The organism is Pseudomonas sp. Marseille-Q5117 (assembly GCF_946901175.1).
In the GTDB taxonomy this organism is placed as follows: Bacteria; Pseudomonadota; Gammaproteobacteria; order Pseudomonadales; family Pseudomonadaceae; genus Aquipseudomonas; species Aquipseudomonas iranensis.
In genome coordinates, this window is record NZ_CAMPPP010000003.1 from 406,738 (window position 1) to 423,281 (window position 16,544).

At 60.8% G+C, this 16,544-nt stretch carries 14 protein-coding genes; 7 read left to right on the top strand and 7 right to left on the bottom strand.

Annotation, left to right across the window (positions count from 1 at the left end):
- The first annotated feature begins 69 nt into the window (after nt 1–69).
- Genes OC605_RS07745 through OC605_RS07755 form a run of 3 tightly spaced genes read left to right on the top strand, consistent with a single transcriptional unit; the run spans nt 70 to nt 1,834 of the window.
- Nucleotides 70–693 carry an FMN-binding negative transcriptional regulator gene (locus OC605_RS07745; protein ID WP_186568773.1) on the top strand — a complete coding sequence of 208 codons (624 nt, stop codon included), beginning with the start codon at nt 70–72 and terminating at the stop codon, nt 691–693.
- A 10-nt stretch (nt 694–703) separates the two neighbouring features.
- Entirely contained in the window at nt 704–1,150 is a 447-nt protein-coding gene (locus tag OC605_RS07750) for a GNAT family N-acetyltransferase (RefSeq protein ID WP_137214449.1), read from the top strand.
- A gap of 12 nt (nt 1,151–1,162) precedes the next feature.
- The gene (locus OC605_RS07755; RefSeq protein ID WP_186568772.1) at nt 1,163–1,834 is read left to right on the top strand and encodes a GNAT family N-acetyltransferase; all 672 of its coding nucleotides are present in this window, start codon (nt 1,163–1,165) and stop codon (nt 1,832–1,834) included.
- A gap of 120 nt (nt 1,835–1,954) precedes the next feature.
- On the opposite strand, the gene OC605_RS07760 is transcribed toward OC605_RS07755, so the two are convergent.
- On the bottom strand, nt 1,955–2,857 hold the full coding sequence (locus tag OC605_RS07760) for a homocysteine S-methyltransferase family protein (RefSeq protein ID WP_073470869.1): 903 nt from the start codon (nt 2,855–2,857) through the stop codon (nt 1,955–1,957).
- 112 nt (nt 2,858–2,969) lie between these two features.
- Here OC605_RS07760 and OC605_RS07765 point away from each other — a divergent pair, with 112 nt between their 5' ends.
- Together OC605_RS07765 and OC605_RS07770 are read left to right on the top strand one after the other, a co-directional pair.
- Nucleotides 2,970–3,788 carry an ABC transporter substrate-binding protein gene (locus tag OC605_RS07765; protein WP_262136626.1) on the top strand — a complete coding sequence of 273 codons (819 nt, stop codon included), beginning with the start codon at nt 2,970–2,972 and terminating at the stop codon, nt 3,786–3,788.
- Entirely contained in the window at nt 3,785–4,621 is an 837-nt protein-coding gene (locus tag OC605_RS07770) for an amino acid ABC transporter permease (protein WP_016772457.1), read from the top strand. Before OC605_RS07765 ends, OC605_RS07770 begins: the two co-directional genes overlap by 4 nt.
- A 7-nt stretch (nt 4,622–4,628) precedes the next feature.
- Here the strand turns inward: OC605_RS07770 and OC605_RS07775 are convergent, their stop codons facing one another.
- Nucleotides 4,629–4,928, bottom strand: coding sequence for a helix-turn-helix domain-containing protein (locus OC605_RS07775; RefSeq protein WP_262136627.1), 300 nt, complete (start codon nt 4,926–4,928; stop codon nt 4,629–4,631).
- A gap of 332 nt (nt 4,929–5,260) precedes the next feature.
- Here OC605_RS07775 and OC605_RS07780 point away from each other — a divergent pair, with 332 nt between their 5' ends.
- Nucleotides 5,261–7,498, top strand: a complete 2,238-nt coding sequence (locus OC605_RS07780; protein WP_262136628.1) for an autotransporter domain-containing protein — start codon at nt 5,261–5,263, stop codon at nt 7,496–7,498.
- A gap of 209 nt (nt 7,499–7,707) precedes the next feature.
- Here OC605_RS07780 and oadA read toward each other — a convergent pair whose 3' ends face one another.
- Both oadA and OC605_RS07790 read right to left on the bottom strand, forming a co-directional pair.
- Nucleotides 7,708–9,516 (bottom strand): sodium-extruding oxaloacetate decarboxylase subunit alpha, encoded by a 1,809-nt coding sequence (gene oadA / locus OC605_RS07785; RefSeq protein ID WP_186568768.1) that lies wholly within the window; start codon nt 9,514–9,516, stop codon nt 7,708–7,710.
- Between the two features lie 11 nt (nt 9,517–9,527).
- Nucleotides 9,528–10,943 (bottom strand): acetyl-CoA carboxylase biotin carboxylase subunit, encoded by a 1,416-nt coding sequence (locus tag OC605_RS07790; RefSeq protein WP_024014853.1) that lies wholly within the window; start codon nt 10,941–10,943, stop codon nt 9,528–9,530.
- Between the two features lie 190 nt (nt 10,944–11,133).
- Here OC605_RS07790 and OC605_RS07795 point away from each other — a divergent pair, with 190 nt between their 5' ends.
- Complete coding sequence (locus tag OC605_RS07795; RefSeq protein WP_133335559.1) at nt 11,134–12,096, top strand: LysR family transcriptional regulator; 963 nt, start codon at nt 11,134–11,136, stop codon at nt 12,094–12,096.
- On the opposite strand, the gene OC605_RS07800 is transcribed toward OC605_RS07795, so the two are convergent.
- From OC605_RS07800 to OC605_RS07810, 3 genes are all read right to left on the bottom strand, one after another.
- Complete coding sequence (locus OC605_RS07800; protein ID WP_186568767.1) at nt 12,038–12,241, bottom strand: PA3496 family putative envelope integrity protein; 204 nt, start codon at nt 12,239–12,241, stop codon at nt 12,038–12,040. The two genes, OC605_RS07795 and OC605_RS07800, sit on opposite strands and share 59 nt — an antisense overlap.
- Nucleotides 12,242–12,474: 233 nt before the next feature.
- Nucleotides 12,475–13,341 carry a transcriptional regulator HexR gene (gene hexR / locus OC605_RS07805; protein ID WP_007962240.1) on the bottom strand — a complete coding sequence of 289 codons (867 nt, stop codon included), beginning with the start codon at nt 13,339–13,341 and terminating at the stop codon, nt 12,475–12,477.
- 127 nt (nt 13,342–13,468) lie between these two features.
- On the bottom strand, nt 13,469–16,342 hold the full coding sequence (locus OC605_RS07810) for an EAL domain-containing protein (RefSeq protein WP_262136629.1): 2,874 nt from the start codon (nt 16,340–16,342) through the stop codon (nt 13,469–13,471).
- Between the last annotated feature and the right edge of the window lie 202 nt (nt 16,343–16,544).

A 16,544-nucleotide genomic window follows, 5' to 3' on the forward strand; every position in this document is an offset into this window, starting at 1 on the left:
CGGCAATGGCTCTTACAACGGACCAATAGCCTGCCTAGGATGCAGGCATTCGCCAAGGAAAATCTGTCCATGTACACGCCACGCGCCTTTGCCATCGAAGACTTGTCCCAATTGCACGAACTGATCCTCGCCACGCGCCTGGCCATTCTGGTCAGTCACGGCGAAAGCGGCCTGCAAGCCAGCCACGTGCCGGTGCTGCTGCATCGCGAGCAGGGTGAATACGGCACGCTCTACGGCCATCTGGCCAAGGCCAATCCGCAGTGGAAGGACCTGCGGGACGGCGCCGAGGCGATGCTGATCTTTGCCGGCCCGGACGCCTACGTCAGCCCGGGCTTCTATCCGAGCAAGGCCGAGCACGGCAAGGTCGTGCCGACCTGGAACTACATCGCCGTGCACGCCTACGGTCAGGCCGAGACCTTCAGTGATGGCGGCCGCTTGCTCGACATCGTCAGCACCCTCACTGACCGTCACGAAGCGGGCCGCGCCCAGCCATGGTCGGTGGACGATGCGCCAGCCGAATACATCGACGCCATGCTCAAGGCCATCGTCGGTTTTGCCATTCCCATCGACCGCCTCGAGGGCAAACGCAAGCTCAGCCAGAACCGCAGCGCCGAAGATATTGCCGGGGTGCGCGAAGGTCTCGCCGCCAGCCCCGACGCCAATGATCAAACCCTCGCCCGCTTGATGCGCTAAGGAAATCCGCATGACTCAGATCGATATTCGCCCGGTCAGCGCCAACGACCACGCCGCTTGGCTGCCGCTGTGGCAGGCGTACCTGCGCTTCTACAACACGGAACTGCCGGACGCTGTCACCCAAAGCACCTGGCAGCGTTTTCTCGACCCGAACGAACCGACCCACGCCGCCCTCGCCTGGGCCGATGGCAAAGCATTGGGCATGGTGCATTACATCTATCACCGCTCGAACTGGAGCATCGAAAACTCCTGTTATCTGCAGGATCTACTGGTGGTGCCCGAGTCCCGTGGCACCGGTGTCGGTCGGCTGTTGATTGAGCATGTCTACGCTACCGCCAAAGCCGATGGTTGCTGCAAAGTCCACTGGCTGACCCATGAAACCAACGCCACCGCGATCCAGCTCTACGAGCGCATCGCTGAACGCCCGGGCTTCATCCAATTTCGCAAGGCACTGTAAGGAGACGCGCACATGACCGCTTCACTCGCTGACTGGAAAGGCGTCCCCGCCCCTTCCACCACCCTCCTCGAAGGCCGTTTCATCCGCCTGGAAAAACTCGACCCGGCGCGCCATGCCGAGCAGCTTTACGCCGCCCTCCAAGGGCCGGGTGCCGATCCGAAGCTCTGGGATTACTTGCCTTACGGTCCGTTTCGCGAGCGCAGCGCGTTCAACGACTGGCTGAACAATCATGCGGCCAACAGCGACCCATATTTCTTCAGCGTCATCGACCGCGCGACTGGTCAGGTGCAAGGCATCCTCAGCCTGATGTCGATCGTCCCGGCGCAGGGCCGCATCGAAATCGGCCACGTCACTTTCGGTGCGCCAATGCAACGCTCGCCGAAAAGCACCGAGGCGGTGTACCTGCTGGCCAAGTATTCGTTCGAGCTGGGTTACCGGCGCCTGGAGTGGAAGTGCAACAACGGCAACGCCCGCTCCAAATACGCGGCCGAGCGTCTGGGCTTCAGTTTCGAAGGCGTGTTTCGCCAGCACATGGTGGTCAAGGGGCAGAACCGCGACACCGCGTGGTATTCGATTCTGGATGCGGAATGGCCGGCGATCGGTGCTGGGTTCGAGCGCTGGCTGAGCGATGAAAACCAGACGCCTGATGGCCAGGTGAAAGGCTTGGCCGAGTGCCGTAGCTGATCATCACAAAGCCCCTGTGGGAGCGAGCCTGCTCGCGAAGGCGCTGTGCCAGTCACTGAAATATTGACTGACTGACCGCTTTCGCGAGCAGGCTCGCTCCCACAATTGGCGGGGTCTTTCTTAACGACGCAGTTCTTGCGCCAGCACCGCAATGTGCTCCGGGCCGATCCCGCAGCAACCACCCAGATGACTGGCGCCGCGCTGTTGCCAGTCCAGCGCCCAGTGCAGATACCCCGGCGGATCGAGATCGTCACGCAACGGGTCGAGCCCGTCGTTGGCCGTGGCTTCTTTCGGTTGCGGAGGAAACGCGTTGGCATACGCGCCGATATTGATCGTGACGCCGAGACGCTCAAAGGTTGCGCGCGCCGCGTCGATGGCCGCGCCAATCACTTCGGGCTGACTGCAGTTGAACAGCAGGGTTTCGACGCCGAGTTCAGCCGCCAGCGCAGCCGCTTCGGCTACCGGCTCACCGGAGCGCAGGCGTGGCACTTCATCGGTGTCTTCATCCTTGAGGGTGAACGACAGCCAGAACGGTTTGCCGTCCTTCGGCAACCCGGCGTGAATGGCGCGTGCCTCGATAATTGAACTCTGGGTTTCCGCCAGCCACAGATCAACATGCGGGGCCAACCCATTGACCAGCGGCGTCAGCAGCTCGGTCACGCGATCCGCTTCGAACAGATCCGGACGATACGAACCAAACAGCGGCGGCAACGAACCGGCAACACGCACTGACTTGCCGGATGCCTGCACCGCCCGCCGTGCCAACTCCCCCGCCAGTGCCGCAAGCGCCTGGCCTTCAGCCGCAAAGCGCGCTTCGCCAATGTGAAACGGCACCACCGCGTAACTGTTGCTGGTGATCACGTCCGCGCCGCTGTTGATGTAAGCGGCATGCACCGCCTCGACCGCCTGCGGCGCTTCACTCAACGCCAGTGCCGACCACTCCGGTTGGCGAAACGGCGCGCCGGCGCGTTGCAACTCGCGGCCCATGCCGCCATCGAGAATGACCCTGTTCGCTGCGCCCATATGCTTTTCACTCATATGCTTATGAAAATAACTCACTATCAGAGTCGTTCTTATAACTATTTAATACGCACCACTCGGTTAATAACAACCTCTTTTTCAACAGGAAGCGACTGTGAAACTCCAACCGCTATTGGCCCTGGGCCTGACCATTCTGGCCTCCACCCAAGCCTTCGGCGGCGCGACGCTGGATCGTGTCGAACAGAAAAAAGAGCTGGTCGGCGTGCTCATGGAAAGCTATCCGCCCTTCTCGTTTCTCAATGAGCAGAATCAACTCGACGGTTTCGATGTCGACGTTGCCAAAGCTGTGGCGGACAAGCTTGGCGTCAAACTGCGTCTCGAAACGCCGTCCTGGGACGTGATCGCCGCCGGCCGCTGGAGCGGGCGCTACGACATCTGCATCTGCTCGATGACCCCGAGCAAGGCCCGCGCCGAAGTGTTCGACTTCCCGGTCGAGTACTACGCCTCGCCAGCGGTAATCGTGGTCAATGCCAAGGACGAGCGCATCCACAGCGCCAAGGACCTGAGCGGCAAAAAGGTCGGCCTGACCAGCGCCTCGAGCTATGAAAGTTACTTGAACAAGAACCTGATCATCGAAGGCGCCGAGGATACGCAGCTGCAATATCCGTTCGAGGATGTGCAGATCGCTCCGTACGACACCGACAACGTCGCCTTCCAGGATCTGGGCCTGGGCGCCGGCGTGCGCCTGGATGCGATCCTCACCAATCTGGTCACCGCGCAGCCGCGCCTGAACCAGGACCAGCGCTTCAAATTGGCCGGCGAACCGCTGTACTCGGAGCCCAATTCGGTAGCCATCGAAAAGGGTGACCCGCAGTGGGACGCCAAGGTACGCGAGGTGTTCGCGCAACTGAAACAGGACGGCACCCTGAGCAAGCTGTCGCAGAAATGGATCGGCGCCGATATCAGCCAATGACTTCCTTTCCGACCCCGCCACAGCCACCGCAACCGGTGGCTGAAACACGCCTGCAAAAGCTCTTTGGTTTCCGTACGCGCCTGTACCTGACGTGGGCGGCGCTGTTCTGCCTGTTTGCCGGATTCTTCCTCAGCTTCGACCTGAAGTTCGCGATCATCCTCGACAAGCTGCCCAACCTCGTTGGCCTGAAGCTGGCGCCGAACGGCTTCCTGCAAGGCGCAGCGCTGACGCTGTTTCTGTGCGCCTGCTCGATCATCGCCTCGTCGCTGCTCGGTTTCATCACCGCGCTGGCGCGCCTGTCGAACAGCGCCGTGGCGTTCGGCATCGCCAGTTTCTACACCTCGTTCTTTCGCGGCACGCCGCTGCTGATCCAGATCCTGCTGATCTACCTCGGCCTGCCGCAACTGGGCATCGTCCCCGGCGCCATCGTCGCCGGCATCATTGCCCTGTCGCTGAACTATGGCGCCTACCTGAGCGAAATCTTCCGCGCCGGCATCCTCGGCGTCGATCACGGCCAACGCGAAGCATCCCTGGCGCTGGGCCTGCGCGAAAGCGTGATCTTCTGGCGCATCACCCTGCCCCAGGCCATGCGCACGATTATCCCGCCGACTACCAACCAGTTCATCTCGATGCTCAAGGACTCGTCGCTGATCTCGGTGATGGGTGTCTGGGAAGTCATGTTTCTCGCCCAGTCCTACGGGCGCTCAAGCTATCGCTACATCGAAATGCTCACCACGGCGGCGATCATCTACTGGCTGATGTCGATCGGGCTGGAGCTGATTCAGGCACGGATGGAGCGGCATTACGGCAAGGCGTATGTGCGGCGTGGCTGAAGCGTATTCAAACGGTGTCCCGACGTATCCGCACAACGCCCATTTTCATGCCGAACGGGCGGAACACCGCGTTCAGCGACTTCAGGGTCTGATTGCCTTCGCCATGTTCGATATGCACCAGCGTGCGCACTGAAATCTTGCACATCTTCGCGAACTGAGTCTGATGCAGACCGGTGACTTCGACCCGTAAACGGCGCACGGCGTCACCGATTTCCAGAGTGCCTTCGGCCAATGATTCCTTGATGCTGTCGATAAGCGCCATGCGATCAAGGACAGTAAGGTTCCGTGCAGATTTGAGTTTACTCATGACGCGGCAGATTCGTTTTGTGAAAGACGCAATTTAATGCAGCGTGATGACAGCTTTGGTAATTAAACTGCAACAAAATGCAGACGGCAGCCGCTGGGGCTTCAATCGACGCAAAACAATGCGGATGGTCCCCCGACGTATGTCGCTGTGACCCGATATCGGCTGTAGGAAAACGAACCGCCGCCACCGCGCAAAAGCCTTGTTTGCGAAATCCCGAGAGGATTTTCGACAGAACGATCCGACGTCGCCTGCACAGCATCAGGAACCGACCGACATCGTTTTTTTCAACGCAGCAATAGAGTTGAGCCTTTCATACAAGGAGGTTGAACTCGATGCCTGCCCTACACAAATACCGTCCCCATCACCTCGCTCTGGCGATCGCGCTGACGATCGGATCTGCCGAGGCGTCCATCGAACAGCTACCTGACGTCCAGGTTTCTGCGCAGATCAGCGAAGACAAAACCGCCAAGCCTCGAAAGAAGAAAACACCCACACCGAAAGTGGATCCTGATGACTTGTTTGCGATCAAGGAATTCATCGGCCCGCTGGAGCACACTTCTCCGTCGCCCGGGCAGGCCTCTGAAGCGCCTTCGGTCGATGCCATACGCGCGACGGTTGCGATCGAAGATTTCAGTCCGGCCTTTTATGAAGGGCTGGAGTTTCCAGAGTTCGTGGCGGAGGAAACCGGCGATGAGGAATTCGACCTCGTCGACCCGTTTGAACGCGACATGTTGGCGATCACGACGCAGCGCTCTTTTGTCTCGAGCCCGCTCGAGAATATCGACGGCGTATCCCTGCAACTGGGCGATGGAGATGACCTGCTGGTGATCAATAAGGGCGCCCGATGGGACGGTCGCCTGGAAGGTGGCAAGGGTGCGAACGGGCTGCTGTTCAATGCCGTAGAAGGCGGCGAGATCGGTGAGACGCGCAATTTCTCAGCCATGCGTATCGCACGTGGACAGTGGACCCTGCGTCACGCTTTCGGGGGTGATGCTGACGTCAAAGCCGACGCCGTGCTGCTCAACTACGCATCGATCAATGGTGTCGATGTCGACCCGGGAGCGGTTTTTGGCGGTTATGGACATGTGACGGGACTGTATGTCGCAGGAACTCTGCTTGCCAGCCAGCAACACGGCTCTCCCAATATCAAAGGCAATCTGACGCTCCATCAGGACGCTGTGTTTTCTTACGGCGTATCTGCCGACCGCGGCTCAGATCCCGTGCATGTTCAGGGCACCGCGAGCCTGGGAGGTGCGCGTGTCGAGATTTATGGCGTACCGGGCGACTACGCTCGCACCAATGAGTATCGGCTGTTGTCTGCAAACGTCATTGATGGCGAGTTCGGTGAGGTCACCACCAATCTGGCCTACATGACACCAACGCTCTCCTATGAGCCAAACGCGGTGAACCTGCACTACGTGCGCAACGATGTAGGGTTCGAACAACTGGCCCGAACGCGCAGTGCTCGTTCGATTGCGCAGAGCTTGGATAATCGAGGGGCTTCCACTCAAGCTTTCGATATCGGCACCAACAGGGCCGTCGCCGCACTGCTGACCAGCGATAAAACCACCGCGCCCATCGCCCTCGATCAACTTGCCGCAGGCAGCAATGCCAACCTCGCCAAAGCCACGCTGAGCAGTATCACCCCGGTCAGTGCGAGCATGCTTTCGGCAATGCGGCAGCTGGACAATCATTCCGCCTTGACCTACGGCTCGCGCAGTTCACCGCGTCAGGCCGCAGGCAGCGAAGACTCCGGGCGGGTGTGGATTCAGGCGTTGGGCCAGGGCGGCAAGGTTGATCGCGACGCTGACGGCATCCTCCAACATGCCACGCAAGGGCTGGTCGTGGGCGCTGACTGGCGACTCGACGAGCACTGGCATGTCGGCCTGATTGGCGGCAAATCGCAGACGAAATTCGATGCCCGCCAGTACGACGGCGACCTCGACAGCTGGCACTTGGGCGCCTACGCCATGCGTCAGGATGGCCCGCTGTCACTGCGCCTCGGCGCGACCTACGCCAGCCATGACGGCAGCAGCACACGGCGGGTCGCGTTCAAGGGTTTCAGCGATCGTCTCAAGGTCAACTACGACGCCCATACTCAACAGGCATTCGCCGAAGCCGGGTTCAATCTGGGCCGGGATAGCGTCACCCTCGAGCCCTACGCCAGCCTCGGCTATCAGCGTTATCAACGCGACAGCTACAACGAAAAGGGCGGCGACGCGGCGCTGAAAGTCTTCGGGCAGACTCGCGACAACTTCAGCAGCACCTTTGGCCTGCGGCTTGCGCAGATCAATACGCTGGATAACGGCATGCATTTGACCCCGCGCTTGAGCGCAGGCTGGAAACATACCTTCGGCGAGATCGACAGCGACACCCGCCAGCAACTGCGCAAGGGCGGCAAGCGCTTTGAAGTGACCGGGGCGGCACTGGATCGGAACAGCCTCGCGGTGGATGCGGGGCTCGACCTTGGTCTTTCGGCGGCGCACACACTGGGCGTGGGCTTAACGGGTGAGCTGGGTAATGACAGCCGATCGTATGGCGTGGCGGGTCAATGGCGCATGGCGTTCTGATGCATTAAGCACGCCTCCTGTGGGAGCGAGCCTGCTCGCGAAAGCGCTGGATCATACAAAGATGCTATTGGCTGACCTGGCGCATTCGCGAGCAGGCTCGCTCCCACATGTGATCCCTGGCAATGACCTGACAAGGTCGAAAATTACAGGCAAAAAAAGGGGAGCACATGCTCCCCCGAGGTTTAAAGCGTTGGATCGCGACTGTTATCTCAGCCTTCGATCTCGATGAGGATTTCGCCCGGGTTGACCCGGTCGCCCTTGGCCACATGAATCGCGGTGACCTTGCCGGCAATGGCGGCCTGGACTTCGGTTTCCATCTTCATCGCTTCGGTGATCAGTACCGCCTGGCCAGCCTTGACGGTGTCGCCCTCCTTGACCAGCACATCGACGATGTTGCCGGGCATGGTGGTGCTGACATGGCCTGGTGCCGAGGCCTGTTTGCGTTTGCTGCTGCCGCCGCCAACGAATTCGTTGAGCGGCTCGAACACCACTTCTTCCGGCATGCCGTCGATGGACAGATAGAAGTGGCGCTTGCCTTCAGCCTTGACGCCGACACCGGTGATATCGACGCGATAGGTTTCGCCGTGGACGTCGATGACGAACTCGGTCGGCACGCCTTCGCCGCCCGCCGAGGCAACCGCGCCCGCTTCCGGGATTGGCAACAGCACTTCCGGCGTGAGGGTGCCGGCGGCACGCTCCTCGAGGAACTTGCGGCCGATGTCCGGGAACATGGCGAAGGTCAGTACGTCTTCTTCGGACTTGGCCAGTGCGCCGATATCGGCACGCAACTTGGTCATTTCCGGCTTGAGCAGATCGGCCGGGCGCACGTCGATGACGTCTTCGCTGCCGATCGCCTGACGCCGCAGTTTTTCATTGACCACGCCCGGCGCCTTGCCGTAGCCGCCCTGCAGATACAGCTTCACTTCGTTGGTGATGGTCTTGTAGCGCTCGCCGGCCAGCACGTTGAAAAACGCCTGGGTGCCGACGATTTGCGAGGTTGGGGTCACCAGCGGCGGGAAGCCGAGGTCTTCACGCACGCGCGGGATTTCTGCGAGCACTTCGCTCATGCGGTTCAGAGCGCCCTGCTCTTTCAACTGGTTGGCGAGGTTGGAAATCATCCCGCCCGGCACCTGGTTGACCTGCACACGGGTGTCGACGGCGGTGAATTCGCTTTCGAACTGGTGGTACTTCTTGCGCACGGCATAGAAGTACAGGCCGATTTCCTGGAGCAGTTCCAGATTCAGGCCGGTGTCGTACTCGGTGCCCTTGAGCGCGGCGACCATTGATTCGGTGCCCGGGTGGCTGGTGCCCGAGGCGAAGCTGGAGATTGCGGTGTCGATGTGGTCGGCACCGTTTTCGATCGCCTTGAGCTGGCACATGGCGGCCAGACCGGCGGTGTCGTGGGAGTGGATGAACACCGGCAGCGACTGCTCGGCTTTCAACGCGCGCACCAGTTCACCGGTGGCGTATGGAGTCAGCAGACCGGCCATGTCCTTGATCGCCACCGAGTCGCAACCCATGGACTCCATTTGCTTGGCCTGGGTGACGAAAGCATCGATGGTGTGCACCGGGCTGGTGGTATAGGCGATGGTGCCTTGCGCATGTTTGCCGGCCGCCTTCACCGCTTCGATGGCCACGCGCAGGTTACGCACATCGTTCATCGCATCGAAGATGCGGAACACGTCGATGCCGTTCACCGCTGCCTTGGCGACGAAAGCTCTGACCACGTCATCGCTGTAGTGGCGATAGCCGAGCAGATTCTGCCCGCGCAGGAGCATTTGCAGACGGGTGTTGGGCAGCGCCGCACGCAGTTGGCGCAGGCGCTCCCACGGGTCTTCCTTGAGAAAGCGCACGCAGGCGTCGAACGTCGCGCCGCCCCAGCACTCCAGCGACCAGTAGCCGACCTTGTCGAGCTTGTCGCAGATCGGCAGCATGTCTTCGGTGCGCATGCGGGTGGCGAGCAGCGATTGGTGAGCGTCGCGCAGGATGGTGTCTGTTACGAAGATTTTCTTGCTCATTCTTGTATTCCTCACAGGCCTGCGTGGGCGGCGATGGCGGCGGCGATGGCCAGGGCCAGCTCTTCGGGTTTGCGCTTGATCGAGTAGTTGGTCAGTTCCGGGTGGCTTTCAACGAAGCTGGTGTTGAACTGGCCGCTACGGAATTCCGGGTTGCGCAGGATTTCCTGGTAGTAGGCGGCGGTGGTCTTCACGCCCTGCAAACGCATGTCATCAAGGGCACGCAAGCCACGGTCCATCGCCTCTTCCCAGGTCAGCGCCCAGACCACCAGTTTCAGGCACATCGAGTCGTAGAACGGTGGAATGGTATAACCGGTGTAAATCGCCGTGTCGGTGCGCACGCCCGGGCCGCCGGGGGCGTAGTAACGGGTGATCTTGCCGAAGCTTGGAAGGAAGTTGTTCTTCGGGTCTTCAGCGTTGATACGGAACTGCAACGCAAAGCCTCGGTGCTGAATGTCTTCCTGCTTCACCGACAGCGGCAGGCCGGAGGCGATGCGAATCTGTTCGCGGACGATGTCGATGCCGGTGATTTCTTCGGTGATGGTGTGTTCCACTTGCACCCGCGTGTTCATCTCCATGAAGTACACCTCGCCCTCGGCGAGCAGGAACTCCACGGTGCCGGCATTCTCGTAACCCACTGCCTTGGCCGCACGGACCGACAGGTCGCCGATGTAGGCGCGTTGTTCCGGGGTCAACTGCGGGCTTGGCGCTATCTCGATGAGCTTCTGGTTGCGGCGCTGGATCGAGCAGTCACGTTCGAACAGGTGCACGACGTTGCCGAAGCTGTCGCCAAGGATCTGCGCTTCGATGTGCTTGGGATTGACGATGCATTTTTCCAGGAACACTTCCGCCGAACCGAACGCCTTGGTGGCTTCGGAGATGACCCGGGGGAAGTTCTGTTCGAGTTCTTCGCGGCTGTTGCAGCGACGGATACCGCGACCGCCACCACCGGAGGTGGCCTTGAGCATTACCGGGTAACCGATGCGGTCGCCCTCAACCAAGGCTTCTTCGATGCCGGAGACGTTGCCCTCGGTGCCGGGCGTCACCGGTACGCCGGCCTTGATCATGCTGCGCCGCGCTTCAGTCTTGTCGCCCATGCGCCGGATGACTTCCGCCGACGGGCCGATGAATTTGATACCGCGTTCAGCGCAGATTTCCGCCAGCTCGGCGTTTTCCGACAGGAAACCGTAGCCGGGGTGCAGCGCATCGCAGCCGGTTTCCACGGCGAGGTTCACCAGCTTGCGCGGGTTCAGGTAACCGGCCAGTGGCTCGGCACCGACGCTGTGGGCCTCGTCCGCACGCTTCACATGCAAGGCATGGCGATCGGCGTCGGAGAAAATCGCAACCGAGCGAATGCCCATTTCGGCGCAGGCTCGTACGATGCGTACGGCAATCTCACCACGGTTGGCGATCAGGATCTTTTTTATCACTTGGAGGTTCCCTTGAGCCGGTGGCACCACGACCTGCTGGAGCCAGGTCGACGCGTGACCAAATGTTTCAATTCAGTCGCAGGTCCACACTAGCGCCGCTGAGGGATTAACAAAAATGAATAAAAATTGGGTCAGGCATAAGTAAACACTTATAGTCGGAACATCCGTGTGCCTTGAGAGCCTGAATAAAATGCGTAAGTCATTGATGCGTATGACATTGCGTCAGTTGCAGATCTTCAATGAGGTGTGTGATCTACGCTCCTACAGCCGCGCCGCCGAGGAAATGTCCCTCACACAACCGGCCGTGAGCCTACAGATTCGGCAGCTTGAAGAGCTGATCGGTCAGCCGCTGTTCGACTATGTCGGCAAAAAACTCTACATGACCGAGGCGGCGGAAGCGCTTCAGCGTGCCAGTCGCGACATTTTCGGGCGGCTGGAAAACCTCGATATGCAACTGTCGGACATGCAGGGTTCGCTGCAGGGTCAGCTGAAACTGGCAGTGGAATCGAGCGCCAAATATTTCGTGCCGCATCTGTTTGCTGCGTTCAAGCGCCAGCATCCGGAAGTCAATTTGCAGCTGACCGTGGTCAACCGTGGCCAGGTCATCCGCCGCCTCTCGGACAACCGCGATGATCTGGTGATCATGTCGATGGTGCCGCAGGACATGGGCCTGGAATTTCTGCCGTTTCTCAACAATCCGATTGTCGCCGTGGCGCGCCCGGATCACCCGCTGGCGCACATGGGCCCGTTGCGCTTGCAGGATCTGGAGCCGTATACGCTGCTGATCCGCGAGACGGGTTCTGGCACGCGTCTGGCCTGCGAGGAATACTTCAAGGAAAAGCGCGTGCACTTCACCCAGACCCAGGAGGTAGCGTCCGCCGAAGCCCAGCGCGAATGCGTGGTGGCGGGTCTGGGCCTGGCGCTGCTGACGCGCCACGCCCTGAACCTGGAGCTGGCGACCGGCGGCTTGGTCGAGCTGCCGGTCGAAGAGTTGCCGCTGCTGCGCAGCTGGTGTCTGGTGCAGGCCAAAGCCAAGCGGCTGTCACCGGTGGCGCACGCCTTCCTGGCGTTCATCCGCAGCGAGCGGGCGCAGATTATTGCGTTGGTTGAGCGTTTCGACGGGAAGCTGCGGGCGTCGCCTGCCAGTGCGTGATCTCGGGAAAATCGCCGATCTCGGCCTGAAGCTGGCGAAGTTGGAAGCGATCTTCGATTGCGCGGCGAAATTCCATGCGGCGCTGATCTTCCTGCTGACGACGGGTTTTCGCGGCGCTGTTGCGTTCTTCGTAGGGCTGAGCCATTTCGAGTCTCCCAGGGCGAGTACGGGAGTTTCACGATAGGCGTGGGGGATGACGGTTTGGCTGCGCGGGGATGACAATGTGATGAAATGTGCGCAGGGATGTGCTGTTGTTGAAGACGCTTTCGCGAGCAGGCTCGCTCCCACATTTGATCCCGTTATGACCCAGAGTTTGTGTTCTCGGGAGGTCCCCTGCGGGAGCGAGCCTGCTCGCGAACAAGGTTGGAACGACCTTGCTCAATCATCCAGGGCTTTCACGGCTTTTGGAGACAAACGCAAACTGCGCAGACTGCGCTTGACGCTCTTGAGGTGATTGACCAGGCTCGGCCCGCGCGCCATGGCCACGCCCATCGCCAGCACGTCGATCACCACCAGGTGCGCGATTCGCGAGGTCAGCGGCGTGTAGATCTCGGTGTCTTCGTGCACATCGATCGCCAGATTGACGGTCGACAGTTCGGCCAACGGCGTCTGGCTCGGGCACAGGGTGATCAGCGATGCCCCGCTCTCGCGAACGAGGTTAGCGGTGATCAGCAAATCCTTGGAGCGCCCTGACTGGGAAATACAGATCGCCACATCGGTAGGCTTCAGCGTCACAGCCGACATCGCCTGCATGTGCGGATCGGAATACGCCGCCGCGGTCAGCAGCAAACGAAAGAACTTGTGCTGTGCATCCGCGGCCACCGCACCGGACGCTCCAAAGCCGTAGAACTCGACACGCTGCGCCTGGGACATCAGCGTCACTGCGCGCTGCAACTCGACCGGGTCGAGCTTCTCGCGCACTTCCATCAAGGTGTGCAGCGTGGTGTCGAAAATCTTCAGGCTGTAGTCGGCGACTGAGTCATCTTCGTGGATCGCGAACTGGCCGAAGCTGGCGCCGGCGGCCAGGCTCTGAGCCAGTTTCAGTTTGAGATCCTGAAAGCCGGAACAACCGATGGCGCGGCAGAAGCGCACGATGGTCGGCTCGCTGATGCCGACGCTGTGAGCCAGGTCGGCCATGGAACTGTGCATCACTGCCGCAGGGTCAAGCAGCACGTGGTCGGCGACCTTGAGCTCCGACTTGCGTAACAGGTGACGTGACTGGGCGATGTGTTGCAGCAGATTCAAGGGGCTGGACTCTTCTTGTGGGCAAGGATGTAGCAAGCTTGTAGTTATACTACATGAATGGGCATTTTGCCTGCTCAATGCGTAACTCGATGTCCCGGCGTCAGGCACGCTGAGGAGCATGTAGCCCTTACTGCGGGTTTTTCTGATCACGCAAAAGCCCGGCCAGACAAGCAGCGTCTACCGGCCGGCTGATCAGATAACCCTGCACCTCGTCGCAGTGTTCGGCGCGCAGAAATGCCAGCTGATCCTCACGCTCGACGCCCTCGGCCACGACTTTCAGGGCCAGCCCGTGGGCCATGGCGATGATCGCGCGAGTGATCGCTGCGTCCGCACTGCCCTCGCTCAAGCCGCGAATGAACGCCTGATCGATCTTCACGTAATCCACCGGAATGCGCTTGAGGTAACTCAACGACGAATACCCGGTACCGAAATCATCGATCGCCAGTTTCACTCCCAGATCGCGCAGTTGCTGGAACGTCGCAATGATGTGTTCGACGCTGTCGAGCAAATGACTTTCGGTCAGCTCCAGCTCGAGGTAGTGCGGCGCCAGCCCGGTTTCTTCCAGCACCTGCCGGACCAGACTGACCAGTTTGCCCTGACGCAACTGATGCACCGACAGGTTCACCGACACGCGGATCGGCGCCAGGCCCTGGCGCTGCCATTCGCACGCTTGCCAGCACGCCTGACGCAAAACGAATTCGCCGATCGGCCTGATCAGACCGGTCTCTTCGGCCAGGCCAATGAAATCCGCCGGCGGCACCTGGCCCATGCTCGGATGATCCCATCGCACCAGCGCTTCAGCGGCATTCATGCGGCCGGTTTGCAGGCACAGTTTCGGTTGGTAGAACACCGTCAGTTGCTGTTCTTCAATGGCTCTGCGCAGGTGGTTTTCCAGCTGCAAACGTTCGAGTGTGCTGGCTTGCAGGCTGTCGGTGAAGAACTGGAAATTGTTGCCGCCCAGATGTTTGGCATGCTGCATGGCCATGTTCGACTGGCTGACCAGCGCCGAGATTTCCCGCGCGTTGTCCGGCAACAGGCTGATGCCCATCGAAGCGCTGACTACCAATTCATGCCCGTCGACGCTCAGCGGCAAACGCAGCTTGGCCGACAACCGCGTCGCGACCCGTGCCAGACTCGACAGATTGCCGTAGGCATCGAACAGCACGGCAAATTCGTCACCGGACAGGCGCGCAATGGTGTCGGCTTCCGGCAAGGCATTGACCAGCCGCCGGGCCATCTTCTGCAGGAGCTGATCGGCGACTTCGTGGCCGAGGCTGTCATTGAGCAATTTGAAGCGATCGAGATTGATGTGCAGCAACGCCAGACTGCGGCGCCCGCCCTGGCGCACCCGCTGATGGGCTTCGTGCAGGCGTTCGCGGAACAGCGAACGGTTGGCCAGGCCGGTGAGCTCGTCGTAATGGGTCAGATAGCGCATGCGCTCTTCCGACGCCCGCCGCGCCGAGAGATCGGCGAAGAAGCCGACGATATGGCTGACATTGCCCCGGCTATCACGCACGGCATTGAGTTGCAGCCACTGCGGATACAGCTCGCCGTTCTTGCGGGTTTCCACGAGTTCGCCCTGCCAGCTGCCGTACTGCTCCAGCGCATGACGGATCGCCACATAGTGACGACGGGCATCACGGCTGCACGGCAACTCGACGACGTTGCGCCCGAGCATGTCGTCGATCTCGTAACCGGTAACCCGGCTGAAAGCCTGGTTGATCGCGATCAGCGCGTAATCCGGGTCAAGAATCACGATGCCTTCGCTGGCCGCTTCGAACACCGTGGCCGCCAGTCGTTGCTGCTCTTCGAGGCTTTTACTGGCGCTGATATCGCGGCGAGTGCCGACCATGCGGATCACCCGGCCGTTGGCGCTGCGCTCTACGGCGCGGCCACGGTCCTCGATCCACACCCAATGGCCGTCGCCGTGGCGCAGACGATATTCGACCTGATAATCCTCGGTGCGCCCCTTCAGATGCTCGACCAGGGCGAACTTGAGTGACGGCACATCTTCAGGGTGCAGTCGCGGCTTGAGGTCGCGCAGCAGCGCCGTGACGTACTCCGGGGCGAGGCCGAACAGTTCCTGAATCTGTGTGTGGTGAACTTCGTCGGTCTGCAGGTTCCAGTCCCACAATCCGAGCTCACTGGCCTTGAGTGCCAGCGCCAGGCGCGCTTCGCTTTTGCTCAGGGCCTGATTGGCGGCATCCAGTTCGCGGCTGCGCTGGGCCACGCGATTTTCGAGATCGACCTGCGCTTCACGCAATTGCGCCTCGGCACAGCGGCGCTGTTCGATCTCTTTGCCAAGCTCCTGATTGAGTTGTTCGCTGCGCGTCTGCGCTTGCTGCAAATGCTCGATCAGGTGCTGATTCTGGAAGCGCCGAAGCAATCCACGGTCGATCAGCCGATTGACCTGCCACGCCACCACGCTCAGCGAACCGAGCAGGATCAGACCCAGCCAGCCCCAGCCCCGGGCCTGATCGTCGCCGCCCCAGAACAGGTAGCCGATCGCTGGCAGCAGGCACGGTAAGGTAAACGAGAGGAACGCCGGCAGGCTCACCGCGTAGGCGACGCTGGCCGACAGCGTTGCCGCGCCGATCAGGCCGAACACCCAGGCTTGCTGCATGAAGTTGTCAGCGGGCACCAGAGCGATGCCGGCTCCGGCCAGCGTCAGACCGGTCATGGTCGAACCGAGCAGGAACATGCGGAACCAGATCGGCTGGGCCTGACGATCAGGAATCGCCGAATCGAACGCGGCCACCTGAATCACCCGCAGCGCGACCAGCGACAGCAGCCACACCAGCCAGACGCTGACCACGAAGTAGCGCTGCGGGCTCCAGAGCAAAGCGGCGCAGACCAGACCATTGATCAACATGAACAGCGTGGGCAACAACGAGCCCTGATACAGCAGACGCGTGCGCTCCACCGCCATTTCGACGGCATAGTGCTTGCGGATCACCCGGGGGTCCACGGAGGGCCCCGACAGTTCGGCGCTGAGGATCATGGGCAACGTTCTTGTTCTTATAAGGAGGGCGTGCGCCCGAAACGTGCACGGAGCATACACAAGCCGATCCCTTTGCCAAACTGCTGCCGAGCACAATTGCAGGTAAATTTTCCGTCGCTTGCGCACTACTGCAACCCCTCAGGCGAGACGGGCCGAAGCCTGCAGCCAGTGACCGACCGGTCGTCATCGGCAGCACTTTCAT

Excerpts from the sequence above, each read along its gene's own strand:
- OC605_RS07745 (WP_186568773.1), top strand. The coding sequence starts at position 70 with ATGTACACGCCACGCGCCTTTGCCATCGAAGACTTGTCCCAATTGCAC.
- OC605_RS07750 (WP_137214449.1), top strand. The coding sequence starts at position 704 with ATGACTCAGATCGATATTCGCCCGGTCAGCGCCAACGACCACGCCGCT.
- OC605_RS07755 (WP_186568772.1), top strand. The coding sequence starts at position 1,163 with ATGACCGCTTCACTCGCTGACTGGAAAGGCGTCCCCGCCCCTTCCACC.
- OC605_RS07760 (WP_073470869.1), bottom strand. The coding sequence starts at position 2,857 with ATGGGCGCAGCGAACAGGGTCATTCTCGATGGCGGCATGGGCCGCGAG.
- OC605_RS07770 (WP_016772457.1), top strand. The coding sequence starts at position 3,785 with ATGACTTCCTTTCCGACCCCGCCACAGCCACCGCAACCGGTGGCTGAA.
- OC605_RS07775 (WP_262136627.1), bottom strand. The coding sequence starts at position 4,928 with ATGAGTAAACTCAAATCTGCACGGAACCTTACTGTCCTTGATCGCATG.
- OC605_RS07780 (WP_262136628.1), top strand. The coding sequence starts at position 5,261 with ATGCCTGCCCTACACAAATACCGTCCCCATCACCTCGCTCTGGCGATC.
- oadA (WP_186568768.1), bottom strand. The coding sequence starts at position 9,516 with ATGAGCAAGAAAATCTTCGTAACAGACACCATCCTGCGCGACGCTCAC.
- OC605_RS07795 (WP_133335559.1), top strand. The coding sequence starts at position 11,134 with ATGCGTAAGTCATTGATGCGTATGACATTGCGTCAGTTGCAGATCTTC.
- OC605_RS07800 (WP_186568767.1), bottom strand. The coding sequence starts at position 12,241 with ATGGCTCAGCCCTACGAAGAACGCAACAGCGCCGCGAAAACCCGTCGT.
- OC605_RS07810 (WP_262136629.1), bottom strand. The coding sequence starts at position 16,342 with ATGATCCTCAGCGCCGAACTGTCGGGGCCCTCCGTGGACCCCCGGGTG.